12 protein-coding genes are annotated in these 11,643 nt (G+C 41.8%); 10 read left to right on the forward strand and 2 right to left on the reverse strand.

Going from position 1 to position 11,643, the window contains the following annotated elements:
* Positions 1 to 85 precede the first annotated feature (85 nt).
* The 3 genes from LMH66_RS11530 to LMH66_RS11540 all read left to right on the forward strand — a co-directional run bounded on the left by LMH66_RS11530 (position 86) and on the right by LMH66_RS11540 (position 4,051).
* A complete protein-coding gene (locus LMH66_RS11530; protein WP_102527576.1) occupies positions 86 to 679 on the forward strand; it encodes a YhgN family NAAT transporter in 594 nt (197 codons plus the stop codon).
* A gap of 235 nt (positions 680 to 914) precedes the next feature.
* Entirely contained in the window at positions 915 to 1,184 is a 270-nt protein-coding gene (locus LMH66_RS11535; protein ID WP_229370175.1) for a hypothetical protein, read from the forward strand.
* A 2-nt stretch (positions 1,185 to 1,186) separates the two neighbouring features.
* Positions 1,187 to 4,051 (forward strand): immune inhibitor A domain-containing protein, encoded by a 2,865-nt coding sequence (locus LMH66_RS11540; protein ID WP_229370177.1) that lies wholly within the window; start codon positions 1,187 to 1,189, stop codon positions 4,049 to 4,051.
* 81 nt (positions 4,052 to 4,132) lie between these two features.
* Here the strand turns inward: LMH66_RS11540 and LMH66_RS11545 are convergent, their stop codons facing one another.
* A complete protein-coding gene (locus LMH66_RS11545) occupies positions 4,133 to 4,699 on the reverse strand; it encodes a chorismate--pyruvate lyase family protein (RefSeq protein ID WP_229370180.1) in 567 nt (188 codons plus the stop codon).
* A 78-nt stretch (positions 4,700 to 4,777) separates the two neighbouring features.
* Between LMH66_RS11545 and LMH66_RS11550 the strand changes: the two genes are divergently transcribed.
* Together LMH66_RS11550 and rlmF are read left to right on the forward strand one after the other, a co-directional pair.
* Positions 4,778 to 5,179 (forward strand): flagellar basal body-associated protein FliL, encoded by a 402-nt coding sequence (locus tag LMH66_RS11550; RefSeq protein WP_102527578.1) that lies wholly within the window; start codon positions 4,778 to 4,780, stop codon positions 5,177 to 5,179.
* Positions 5,179 to 6,318: a 23S rRNA (adenine(1618)-N(6))-methyltransferase RlmF gene (rlmF, locus tag LMH66_RS11555; protein ID WP_229370182.1), complete on the forward strand. Its 1,140-nt coding sequence runs from the start codon at positions 5,179 to 5,181 to the stop codon at positions 6,316 to 6,318. The genes LMH66_RS11550 and rlmF overlap by 1 nt, the downstream gene beginning before the upstream one ends.
* 81 nt (positions 6,319 to 6,399) lie before the next feature.
* On the opposite strand, the gene LMH66_RS11560 is transcribed toward rlmF, so the two are convergent.
* Positions 6,400 to 7,248: a formate dehydrogenase accessory sulfurtransferase FdhD gene (locus tag LMH66_RS11560; RefSeq protein WP_229370273.1), complete on the reverse strand. Its 849-nt coding sequence runs from the start codon at positions 7,246 to 7,248 to the stop codon at positions 6,400 to 6,402.
* Between the two features lie 414 nt (positions 7,249 to 7,662).
* Here LMH66_RS11560 and LMH66_RS11565 point away from each other — a divergent pair, with 414 nt between their 5' ends.
* From LMH66_RS11565 to LMH66_RS11585, 5 genes are all read left to right on the forward strand, one after another.
* The gene (locus LMH66_RS11565; RefSeq protein WP_102527581.1) at positions 7,663 to 8,127 is read left to right on the forward strand and encodes a DUF3305 domain-containing protein; all 465 of its coding nucleotides are present in this window, start codon (positions 7,663 to 7,665) and stop codon (positions 8,125 to 8,127) included.
* Complete coding sequence (locus LMH66_RS11570) at positions 8,127 to 8,756, forward strand: DUF3306 domain-containing protein (protein WP_229370185.1); 630 nt, start codon at positions 8,127 to 8,129, stop codon at positions 8,754 to 8,756. The genes LMH66_RS11565 and LMH66_RS11570 overlap by 1 nt, the downstream gene beginning before the upstream one ends.
* 160 nt (positions 8,757 to 8,916) lie before the next feature.
* Positions 8,917 to 10,590, forward strand: a complete 1,674-nt coding sequence (locus tag LMH66_RS11575) for a 4Fe-4S binding protein (protein ID WP_229370186.1) — start codon at positions 8,917 to 8,919, stop codon at positions 10,588 to 10,590.
* Positions 10,591 to 10,600: 10 nt separating this feature from the next.
* Positions 10,601 to 11,290 (forward strand): TorD/DmsD family molecular chaperone, encoded by a 690-nt coding sequence (locus LMH66_RS11580; protein ID WP_229370188.1) that lies wholly within the window; start codon positions 10,601 to 10,603, stop codon positions 11,288 to 11,290.
* Positions 11,291 to 11,428: 138 nt separating this feature from the next.
* A complete protein-coding gene (locus tag LMH66_RS11585; RefSeq protein WP_102527585.1) occupies positions 11,429 to 11,629 on the forward strand; it encodes a twin-arginine translocation signal domain-containing protein in 201 nt (66 codons plus the stop codon).
* The last annotated feature ends 14 nt before the right edge of the window (positions 11,630 to 11,643 follow it).

The following is an 11,643-nucleotide window of genomic DNA, read 5'->3' on the forward strand; positions in this document are numbered from 1 at the left end:
ACAAATCTTACTGTTCATACCTCCAAAACAGCCTCATTAAGTATACAATGGCGCTTCTTTGTTAATTAATAATAGAATATTTGTAATGGACATATTTTCAGCTGCTGTGATGCTATTTTTGATCATGGATCCTTTAGGGAATTTACCGATTTTCGCCTCAATTTTGCGACATATCGAACCTAAAAAACGTCGTCGGGTGCTTATTCGTGAGTTGTTGATTGCGTTAGCCATCATGCTGCTGTTTTTATTTGCTGGCGAAGCGATACTTAATTTCCTCAACTTACGCCAAGAGTCGGTGAGTATTGCTGGCGGTATTATTTTATTTTTAATTGCGATTAAAATGATATTTCCGCAGCCGGGCGGAGTCGTCGGGCTTGCTGCAGGCGAAGAGCCTTTTATTGTACCAATGGCAATCCCACTAATGGCAGGCCCTTCTGTATTGGCGGCATTAATTCTACTTGCCCATAGTGATAGCTCCCGAATGACTGATTGGACTATTGCGTTGCTTGCTGCTTGGGGTGTGAGTGCGGTGATTTTACTATTTTATAAAGTATTCACCCGACTACTGGGCGAAAAAGGACTCACTGCGGTTGAGCGACTGATGGGAATGGTATTGGTGATGATTTCAGTACAAATGTTCTTAGATGGTGTTTCAAGTTATTTGAAAAGCACTGCATAAGCGCTCAACCTTTTAAATAAAGTATGTATACCTAGGCCGCAATCGCGGCCTTTTTTGTTGTTATTGTTTAAGGCTAAAAATCTGAAAAGATTCAGTTTATTTATCTTGCTTAACCACTGTCTATTTATGTAAACACTGGCTATGTAAATGGGGCTAAAATTCTGTGGATTTAATTTGTGATCGCGCGGTAACAACTGTTAATGTTCGGTTAATCTACAATGTTGTAAGTTGACTTATGAAACGGATTTTAGCAGTACTTTTAAGCGGTTCTTTACTGGCATGCAGCCACCAAACTGCAGTTCAAAATACCCATGCAGAAATTAAGCCTCCTAAAGTTCAATGCGGTGCGACGCCGCCTCCGCTGGACACTCAAGGAATTAGAAACAATTTACTAAAGCGAGGAGATATTACTTCTGAGATGACTGCTGCTGAGCAGCAAGCTGTTGTTAATGAATATATCGCTAAGCGCAATAATGCTTACAAGAAATGTAATCAAGGGAAGTAGTTATGGTTAATATATTAAAGCACCGCAAATCATCTTTTATCACTCCTTTAGCATTGACCTTGGCGGCAATTTTGAGTGCTCCTTCCTTGGCGGCTCCAGTAAAGCACACATCACCTGCCGATGCAGGGGTGATAAACCCGCAACAAATTGTTTATTGGTTAACGAAACGGGGTGAGCTGAGCGTTGATGCTTCTGATGCTGAAAAGCAAATTGCAGTTGCTAATTTTACGCGTAAAGCTCGCGCAAACAATCACGCGGTACCATTAGCGCAAACTAAACGTGTGAATCAAATCGCACGAACTAAGCTGCAAAATGCGGCCTCTGTTGTTGCCTTTGCTGATAGTGACATAAAGAAAAGCGTAAATGTGCTTGCTGTTCTAGTCGATTTTCCTGATTTGCCATACAACGACAATCGGCTGACAGCGGCCGATACCGGTATGTATTACAATGATTATTCAGTGGCACATTATGAAGACATTTTGTTTTCTACCACTGGCTTTACTGGTCCAAATGGTGAAAACCTAGAAACTGCATATCAGTATTTTGAACAAGCATCCGGTGATACTTTTACCTTTAACGGCGAAGTTAAAGGCTGGGTTACTGCAGATAATAATGCCGCGCATTATGGTGGCAATGACACAGATAATGATGACAATGATATGGCGGCTCCGGATTTAGTCATGGAAGCGGTGACCAAAGCTGTTGCTGGCATGACGAGTGCTGAGCTAGCCCAGTTTGATATTGAAGATCCTTATGACGTGAACAACAACGGTAATTTGGATGAAGCTGATGGCATTATTGATCATATTGTTATTTTTCACTCTAGTGTCGGTGAAGAGGCGGGAGGCGGCGCCTTAGGTACTGATGCTATTTGGTCGCATCGATTCTTTGTCGGTGCCAGCTCTTTTGGAAGCACCATTCCTGGCACATCAATGAAGGTTTTTGGTTACACAGTGCAGCCTATTGATTCGGCAACGGGAGTTATCACCCATGAATTTGGTCATGACTTAGGTTTACCAGATGAGTATGACACTGCTTATAGTGGTGATGGTTCGCCTGTCGGGAGCTGGTCATTAATGTCTGGCGGTTCTTGGGTCGGGCAATCGACTGGTGGAACTTATATTGCAGGGACCAGGCCTTCAGGTTTTAGCCCGTATGCCCGTTCATATTTACAAGAGCGTTATAAAGGCAAGTGGGTTAACGAACAATCAATTAGTTGGGACGATATTGACCAGTCAGGACTTAGCGCTGATTTAGTGTCAGCAGTGAACGCTGATGATATTAACCAACTCTCCATTGCTATTCCAACCTCAGGAGTCGACTTTAAACAGCCATTGACAGGTGAGTATCAGTATCACTCAGGCAAAGGTCATTTAATGTCTAATAGCATGAGCTTTGATGCTGATTTACCTGCTGGCACGCCGTTATCTCTGTCTTTTCAAGCGCATTGGGATATCGAGGTGGACTACGATTACACACAAGTATTAGTTGATGGGGTTGCCATTGAAGGTAATCATACCGTGGCTAATAACTCACTTTATAGTGGTGTAAATCACTATATTTCCGGCTTATCGAGTGATAATAGCAGTGCTATTGGTTCTGATTCTTGGGTTGAACTCACCTATGATTTAACCAGTTTTGCAGGGCAAAATGTACAGATTCAAATCAATTATATTACCGACGAGGCTGTAGGTGGTTATGGTATTGCGATTGATGATATTGAAATAAATCATCAAGGAAGTGTGATACTTCAAGATGGTGCTGAAGTTGCTGGAGCTGTCATTCTCAATGGTTTTGACCGAATTGAAGATACCTTACCCGGTTTGCCTCAGCGTTATATTGTCCAGCTGCGTAACTATCAAGGCATTGACCAAGGTCTTGAAAATATCGGTTACGAGGCCGGTGTGCTGCTTTGGCTTGAAAACAGTAATTATGAAGATAATAACGTTGGTGAGCATGCAGGTTACGGCTTAATTGGTGTTGTTGATGCGGATCAAAACCTTATTGGCAATAACAGCACGGATGTACAGATCCGTGACGCGAGTTTCAGTTTATATACACAATCAGCTTATGCATCGGATACTCATTTGAGTAACAGCAGTTTGTTTGATGACAGTCGAGATTATAGTGCGCCATTAAAACCTCAATCAGGCTTGGTATTGCAAGAGCTAGGCTTAACCATGAGTGTGATAGCTCAGTCATCAAATAGTGACACAGCGACAGTAGAGTTTAAGCGAAATGCGGTGGTTACAAATCCGGACGAGTCGACTCTTGAAGCCAGTTTTGAGGTTGTCGTTACAGATTATACCGCTGACTTTAGTGCTGTAATCCAAGGTGGTAGTGCTGATTACACATACTTATGGAGCTTTGGTGAGTCTAATGCAACCAGTACTTTGGCTAGCCCAACGCACACCTATAGTTCATCAGATGCCTTTGTGGTCTCACTGACGGTGACTGACTCAGAAGGGGCAACTGTGACTCACAATCAGATTGTTGAAGTGATCATTGAGTTGAACGCCAATTTTGAGATTGCAGTTGTTGGCGATGACAGTATGACGGTTAAGTTAACTAATACCACGACGGGTGGCTTTGGTGAGTTGAATTATTCATGGGATATGGGTGATGGCAATACGATAGTGGGTATGAGCCCTGAGAATTATACCTATGCCTTAGCTGGGTCTTATACTATCGTGCTGAGCGTCACTGATGAAAAGGGCACTGAAAAGCGACATGCATGGAGTTTAACTTTGCCAGCTGAGATAGCAGAAGAAAAAGTGGAGCCATCAAGCAGCAGTGGCGGTAGCCTTGGTTGGTTATCGATTGTTTTATTGGGTCTGTTTGCCTCTGGAAGACAAAAGCGCTGTTAACGCTGTTTTAGCGAAGACACAAGACATGTTAAAAGGCAGGGCGAAATCCCTGCCTTTTTATTGTTAGGTGTTGTTCTAGAATTAAATAGATTGATTAATCTTAGCGACAGCAGCTGGTAAGAATATTTCGCTGACGATAATGTCTTGGTTAGCTAAATTGAAATAACGGCGACGCCCCCATAAAGGCGTGTTCACCTCTTGAGATAAGCTGGTGGCCAGTTGGGCTAGCTTACTGCAACTTTCAAACTCAGCAACTTCAATTTTTCCTGGGACAATATCATTACTTGAAAATAGCAATTCACCTAAGGGTCTAGTGCCGAGTGCTTTGAAGTTATGTTGGTGAAAAGTGGTTAATACTTCGGGGATTAATGTCCGTGCAAAAACCCAAGGTTCGCCATCGAGGCATAATAAAACTTCTCGAACCCAAACGCGGTGTTGATGAGGACATTCGCCAGCTAACGGGGTCGTTAGATGCTCCCCAAGTACTTTGACTTCAAAATGTTGGCAACAGCTTCTTAATTTTTGAGTTAAACTGCCTGTGGCAAGTAACCATTCTTTTAGCGCTGTTTTTGGCATAGAATTGAAATTCTCAGGTGAAAACCATTGGATTGATTCACCATAAGGGAAGCTAAGGCTGGTCACTTTCATTCATTACTCGTTACAATGTACACAACGAGTGCAGTTTATCACGACAGAGCTTATATAAATAATGGAGTTTGTTTAACTATGGCAAAGTATGTATACGCAATTTTACTTTCAATGATGTTATCGATGAATGTATATAGTGCCGATGAAAAAACGGTAGAAAACTTTGCTTATTATGGGTTTGAACCTGACATAGTGACGAATTACATTTCAAATCGTAAGAAGTTAGGCTTTGTTAAAATCAGTGTAGAATTGATGGTAAAAGATCCTGATCACCTTTTGCTTATTGAGCATCATGATCCATTGTTACGCTCAGCAATTGTTGAGGTATTAGGTAACCAAGCGGAAGACAAAGTGAAATCATTAACGGGCCGTGAAGACATTCGACGTGAGTGCTACGAAACCGTTAATAGGCTTCTAGAAGAAGAAACTGGGCAACAAATAGTCGTTAATTTATTGTTTACTAAGTACTTATACGATTAATGAAACATAAAAATCAATCGACATCAGCAGACAAAGCATCAAGCAAAGGCACTGCACGTAAATCTAATCTCAATACGAAAAGTGCCAAGCAAACTCAAAAGGTGAATAAATCTTCTCAATCGTCGAAGGTTAAAGTCGCTAAACCGATATCAAAGACTTTACACCCTCGTAATAAGCATAACCAAGGTTATGATTTTGAAGAGCTTATTTTAGAGTGTCCCAAATTGTCCCACTTTGTTAAGCCTAATCCTTATGGCAACTTATCAATCGATTTTTCTGATCCTCAAGCAGTTAAATCATTAAACGCGGCAATCCTAAAAACTGATTATCAGATTGAGCATTGGGATATTCCCCAAGGCTTTTTATGCCCACCTGTTCCAGGTAGAGTTGATTACTTACACTACATTGCGGACTTATTAAGTGACAAAGGCAAAGTGCCGAAAGGTCAGAAAGTCATTGCGTTAGATATTGGTACTGGCGCGAACGGTATTTACCCATTACTTGGGATTCAGTCATACGGTTGGCAATTTGTTGCCAGTGATATTGATCCTATATCGATTGCCAATGTTGCTAGTATTGCTGATAAAAATCAGGCGATTAAAAGAAAGCTTTCTTTACGTCAGCAACATAACCCCAATCACATCTTTAGCGGTATCATTGCTGAGAATGAACGCTTTGATATCACATTGTGTAATCCGCCTTTTCATCGCTCTCTCGAAGAGGCAAGCCAAGGCAGTGTAAAGAAAAACGCCAATTTAGCTGCTAACAGAGCAAAGAAGGGGACAGCTAAAGGTGCTGCATCTGGAACTTTAACCACTAAAAAACCAGATAATGCAGTAAGTGGTTTGAACTTCGGTGGCCAAAAAGCCGAGTTATGGTGTGAAGGTGGTGAGCAGCAGTTTTTAGCCAATATGATTACTGAAAGTCAGCAATTTGCTTCACAGTGCTTGTGGTTTAGTTCGTTAGTGTCTAAATCAGAAAACCTTAAGCCGTGTTATGCCTTGTTAGAGAAACTATCAGCAGATAGTGTCAAAACCATTGAAATGCAACAGGGAAATAAGATTACTCGAGTATTGGCATGGAGCTTTTTAACCAAAGCGCAGCGGCTTCAATGGGCAAAATTTAGAAATATGCAATAAAAATGGCTCCTTGTTTGGAGCCATTTTTTTAGTAGGCTTTTTTGCTAAAACACACTTTTGACTCAGCGTGAATAAATGATGTTATTTCTCTTTATTAGCATCAAATTCAATGTTTTCAGCGCCATGGTAAACCAAGAAGTGGCGCCCTTTAGCTCGCGCAATAATGGTAATGCCCATCTTTTGTGCTAATTCAAGTCCCATTTGGGTTACACCACTACGAGAAAGCAATACTGGAATCCCCATCTTGGCAACCTTAATCACCATCTCACTGGTTAAACGACCGGTGGTATAAAAGATCTTATCATTGCCGTTCTCACCTTCAAGCCACATATCACCCGCTAGAGTATCAACAGCATTGTGACGCCCGACATCTTCAATAAAGGCCTGAATGGTATCGTCTTTACAAATACCGCAACCATGTACCGCGCCAGCATTCTTATAGGTCTCGTTATAAGCGTTGATATTTTTTAGCAAGCTATACAAGGTAGATTGCTTGAGTTCTGGTGTCGGTAAGTTGATATCATCCAACCCTTGCATGAAACCGCCATACACCGTGCCTTGTCCACAACCTGAGGTCACTGTTTTTTCAGAGAGCTTTGCATCTAAATCGGCGGTTTGTTCTTGCGTCAGAATAGCTGCCGAATTGACATCCCAATCGACAATAATTGATTCGAGTAAATTCGCATCATTCACAAACCCTTGGTTTTTCAAATAGCCAAGGGCAAGAGACTCAGGCTTAGCGCCCAAAGTCATTAAGGTCACAATGGGTTGCCAATTCAAGTAAACCGTCAGTGGTCGCTCGCAGGCGACAAATTTATCAATGCTCTCGCCTAATTCATTTATGGCTTTAACTGGCAAGGTTAAAGGCACTTCTGCTTGAGTTTTGACGAGTTTCAGTGGGGCTTTAGCACGTGTATTGGATTGCGTCATTGATATTGAGGCCTCTGACTGTGTCATCCATTGCCGTCATCGGCTTTAAGATGAGTATCGTGATTAAAGTAACTGCGTATCAGCATAGCAACTTTTGTTCCCGTAACAGCAAGTAGATTGTAAATGCGTGATCTAACACAAAAGTTAATCAGGAACAGCTAATTAACGTAGCCTTATGTCCTAGTAAAATTAGCAATATGGACAAATTGTCCTACTCTTAATGTTGATTAAGAGATCTAGGTCAAATTTTTGGTTTGATTTTATTTGGCACTATTATTGCAGGTTAATGACTATATAGAGGAATAAGGCCATATTTCGTATTTGAAAAGGTCACGCAATTGTTAATTAAGTTTATGTATTTATTATTCTTTTGTTTATTCCTCGTTGATTCATGTTTTTAAGGGCACAGCTTTTATGCAACACACTGAAAATGTTTGGCCTATGTACGTATCACTCAAGAAAGTTGAGAAAATGATAGGTCGGTGGCCATCGGTGACGTGGGAAGTCGATCAAATGCTTCCTGCGACTCACGAAGCTCCCGAGGGCGCGAAGTTAGTGTTATTTGAATTACATAAAGATGAGCGCGGAAGTTACCGTATCAATTTAGATATGGACAACACCATGCTTTATATCGTGTGTGATGAGCTAGCGGATGGAACCTATGTTCCTGCCGTTATTTCATGTGACCAAAATGTCGCTGCAGGTTGCTTAGAGTCAGAAACTCCGGTGTTAAATATGCCAATGCCAGAAGCATTAGCATGTTGGGTTGAAGCATTTATCACGCGTCATGGAGAAGTTGAAATTTCAGCTAAACGACGTAAACACGTTAATCGCCGCAAGGATCAAGGCCCAAGTACAGATCACCTTCGGAGTCATTAATGAGCGATAAACCTAGAGGATTTTTCTCTCGCTGGACAGAGCGTCGCGAACAAGTTGAAGCAGAAACTGCTGAGTTAGCTCAACAAGAGCAACAAGCACAAGCTTTACAGGCGCAAGCTGATAACGAAGAAATCCCAAGTAATGATGCTCAAGCTGAGTCGGCAGAAGCAGACCAACCTGAGAAGATACTTGAAGCTGAAGATTTACCTGACCCAGAAAAAATCGAAGTTGGCGGTAGTTTTGCTTCGTTTATGGGAGCTAATGTCTCTCCTGAGGCAAAATCGGCAGCGTTAAAAGCGTTATGGAAACAACCACAGTATAACGAAATTGATGGCTTACTTGAGTATGCCTTAGATTACAGCAACCAACCCAAACTGAGCCCAGAAGTCTCTGCTGAGTTGGCCAAAAAAGTTTTCCGAAACGTCATGAAAGACGAGGAAGAAACAGCTGAAGATGAAGAGTTATTAGCCAGTGAGGGAGATGACACAGTTGGTGATGCAGCTGATGCCCCACAAGGTATAAATGAGAAGAGTGAATTAGTCGCAGAGACTGACTTAATTAATCAGAATGATGATCTGATTCTGGCGCAGGAAGTGGAACAACCGCTTCAAAGCCAAGTAAAAGTCTAGTTCGACGCAATAATTTTATGTCCACTATTTTGGCGTGTTAGGTGTTTTACTTATTGTTTTAGCTGATGTAATTAACGCGAGTAGATGACGCATTGATTATGAATGGATTGAACAGCGTAATAAGTATTCCCAGCAGCTGAAAACTGTTCAGGAACGCAATGTGAGCAATAGTCAAACCCCGCTTGAACTACAACAAGTTCGCCAGCAGGTATTAGCACAGACTCAAGTGATCCAAAACTTGATCCCACCAACAGTCAGTTATACGACTGAAGGCAATGTGTTAGTCATCGGCCCAGAAGATTTGGCTCGATTAGCTGCAGACAAACTGTCTACTATGGCCAATACCGTAATTTTGGCTAACGAAGCCATTACTAGCCAAGATGAAGCGCATCTTGAAGCGGTAATGAATGCTGCTGTGAATAGTGAAAGCTATTACAACAAACTTATCTCTGTTAAAGGCTTTTTAGGCCAATTCCAAGTAACAGTAGAAAGTGACGGACAAGACAGTAAAGCAGCTGAATTAAGCTTAATCGCCATCCGTAAGCCGCATTTTGATATCGTTTTAGATTTGAGCATGGAGCCATGTTTAAACCTTGAAATGCTGCCACCGGGTTACTTTTACGTCGGCCAAGATGCTGAAAAACTCGCTGATGCATTAGAGCAAATTCCAGACCTTGTTGGTGAGTTTGATAAGCCACGCTATGTGAAAGTGAACAGTGATATCTGTGCACATAACCGTAATGGCGTTAATGGCTGTAACCGTTGTTTGAATTTCTGTCCTGCAGATGCGATTAGCAGTATCGAGCAGAAAATTGAAATCGATCCATACCTTTGTCATGGTGCTGGCAGTTGTACCAATGCTTGTCCAACTGGTGCAATCGCATTTGATTTACCGACGCCACAAGCACTTCATAGTTACATTCAAAAGTTAATCAGCCGCTACCTTGAGCAAGCTCAAGCTGCACCTGTCATTTTATTCCATGACAGTGCCGTTGGTGCTGAATTAATTACTGCAGATTTGGTCGGTGACATTATTCCGGTTGAGCTGGAAGAAATTACCGTTGCCAGTATTGATCATTGGATGTCAGCGTTAGCTTGGGGCGCACGTCAGGTATTAATTTTAAATACAGATGCAACAGCACCGACATTGACGCAAATGTTGAACGGTGAATTGTCGCTGGCGAATACTGTTTTAGATGAAATGGGTCAGCCGCAACGTATTAGTTTAATTGATACAGAGACCTTAGCGTCACTTAATGACAAATTGGCTATAAGTTTAGATTGGCCATTAACTGTGCCAGCAGCTTTCACGCAAACAACCAAGCGTGAAACATTATATGCAGCTATTGATCATCTTAATCAACAAGCTGCAGCAAGTGACACCTGTATTGCTATTCACAATGTGCCTTACGGTAAAGTCGAAGTTAATCAAGACAAATGTACTTTATGTATGTCTTGTGTGGCGACTTGTCCAACTCAAGCATTGACTGATGGCGGTGATAAACCGGCACTACATTTTGTTGAACAAGACTGTGTTCAGTGTGGTTTATGTGAAAGCTCTTGTCCTGAGAATGTGATTACGATTACTTCACAAGTCAATTTAGACCAAGCGTCACGTCAGCAGCGCCAAACCTTAAAAGAAGAACCTCCATTTGAATGTATTCGCTGTGGTACAGCGTTTGCAACTCAATCAATGGTTCATCGCATGATTGATATGATTGGAGGTCACTCAGCATTTAACGCCAATATTGAGCGTTTAAAAATGTGTGGTGATTGCCGCGTAAAAGATATGTTTGAAGACATTCTTGAAGACCCTGAGAAGCAACTTCGATAAGAGACCCGATATGACCGAATTAGTTAGAGAAATTTCAGAAAACGATCAGCTACGGGCAGATATTTACCAAATATTAGCAGCCTTATTACGCCGTGAGCCAAGTACTGAACTGCTAGCGTTTTTAGCTGAGCTTGAAATCGATGCTGAAGAAGAAAATGACATGACAGCGGCTTGGGCTGCATTGAAAGTTGCTGCAACTCAGTACACCGCAAAAGAACTCGAAGAAGAATACTTCAACATTTTCTACGGTGTTGGCCGTGGTGAAGTATTGCCTTATGCAAGTTGGTTTATGACAGGTTCATTGATGGATAAGCCTTTGGCTTTATTGCGTCAAGACCTACTGCAACTGGGTTTTGCTCGCGAAGATGAAGTGAAAGAGCCTGAAGATCATGTTGCTGCATTATGTGAAGTGATGGGGACTCTGATTTTAGAAGCACCCGGTTACCGTCAGTTAGCGTTTTACCAACGCCATATTGGCAGCTGGATAGCTCGTTTTTGTGACACATTAGAAAAAACACCTAGTGCTGCATTTTACGCTCCAGTTGCATTACTAGCTAAAGCATTTTTTGAAGTAGAAGCAAATGAATTTGAGCAATTAAGCTTAGATATCCCTGTGAACTGCCCAGGCAGTGAAGCAGAAGCTGCTGCATCAGAATCTGCAGAAAAAATTGAACCTTCAACCAATGAATTGGCATCTTAATTAGCCTACATTGTTGTTGGTACAAAGATTTATGCCACTGAATGTAAATTCAGTGGCATAGACCGAAACGGGAGGTTACTCCCACTCAATCTAGGGTGTATTTACCCTTTTATTTTAAGCGTTTATTAAGGAGAGACTATGAAGAAGCAAGCTTCCGACATGGGTCGTCGTCAAATGCTAAAAGCATTGGCTGTCGGCAGTGCCGCTGGCGCAGTTGCTACTGTTAGCGGACAAGCTCTAGCTGCCTCACCAGAAGCCACACCAGTTGTGGGTAAAAGTGATGGTTATAGAGAAACAAGCCATGTACGTAGTTACTACGACACGTTACGTAGTAAGTAATTTAAGGAGAATAT

It is taken from the genome of Shewanella sp. 10N.7, assembly GCF_020806285.1.
Lineage (GTDB): Bacteria > Pseudomonadota > Gammaproteobacteria > Enterobacterales > Shewanellaceae > Shewanella > Shewanella electrodiphila.

Bases quoted from the DNA above. Each gene is read 5' to 3' on its own strand.
- LMH66_RS11530 (WP_102527576.1), top strand. From the start codon at position 86: ATGGACATATTTTCAGCTGCTGTGATGCTATTTTTGATCATGGATCCT.
- LMH66_RS11535 (WP_229370175.1), top strand. From the start codon at position 915: ATGAAACGGATTTTAGCAGTACTTTTAAGCGGTTCTTTACTGGCATGC.
- LMH66_RS11540 (WP_229370177.1), top strand. From the start codon at position 1,187: ATGGTTAATATATTAAAGCACCGCAAATCATCTTTTATCACTCCTTTA.
- LMH66_RS11545 (WP_229370180.1), bottom strand. From the start codon at position 4,699: ATGAAAGTGACCAGCCTTAGCTTCCCTTATGGTGAATCAATCCAATGG.
- LMH66_RS11550 (WP_102527578.1), top strand. From the start codon at position 4,778: ATGGCAAAGTATGTATACGCAATTTTACTTTCAATGATGTTATCGATG.
- rlmF (WP_229370182.1), top strand. From the start codon at position 5,179: ATGAAACATAAAAATCAATCGACATCAGCAGACAAAGCATCAAGCAAA.
- LMH66_RS11560 (WP_229370273.1), bottom strand. From the start codon at position 7,248: ATGACGCAATCCAATACACGTGCTAAAGCCCCACTGAAACTCGTCAAA.
- LMH66_RS11565 (WP_102527581.1), top strand. From the start codon at position 7,663: ATGCAACACACTGAAAATGTTTGGCCTATGTACGTATCACTCAAGAAA.
- LMH66_RS11570 (WP_229370185.1), top strand. From the start codon at position 8,127: ATGAGCGATAAACCTAGAGGATTTTTCTCTCGCTGGACAGAGCGTCGC.
- LMH66_RS11580 (WP_229370188.1), top strand. From the start codon at position 10,601: ATGACCGAATTAGTTAGAGAAATTTCAGAAAACGATCAGCTACGGGCA.
- LMH66_RS11585 (WP_102527585.1), top strand. From the start codon at position 11,429: ATGAAGAAGCAAGCTTCCGACATGGGTCGTCGTCAAATGCTAAAAGCA.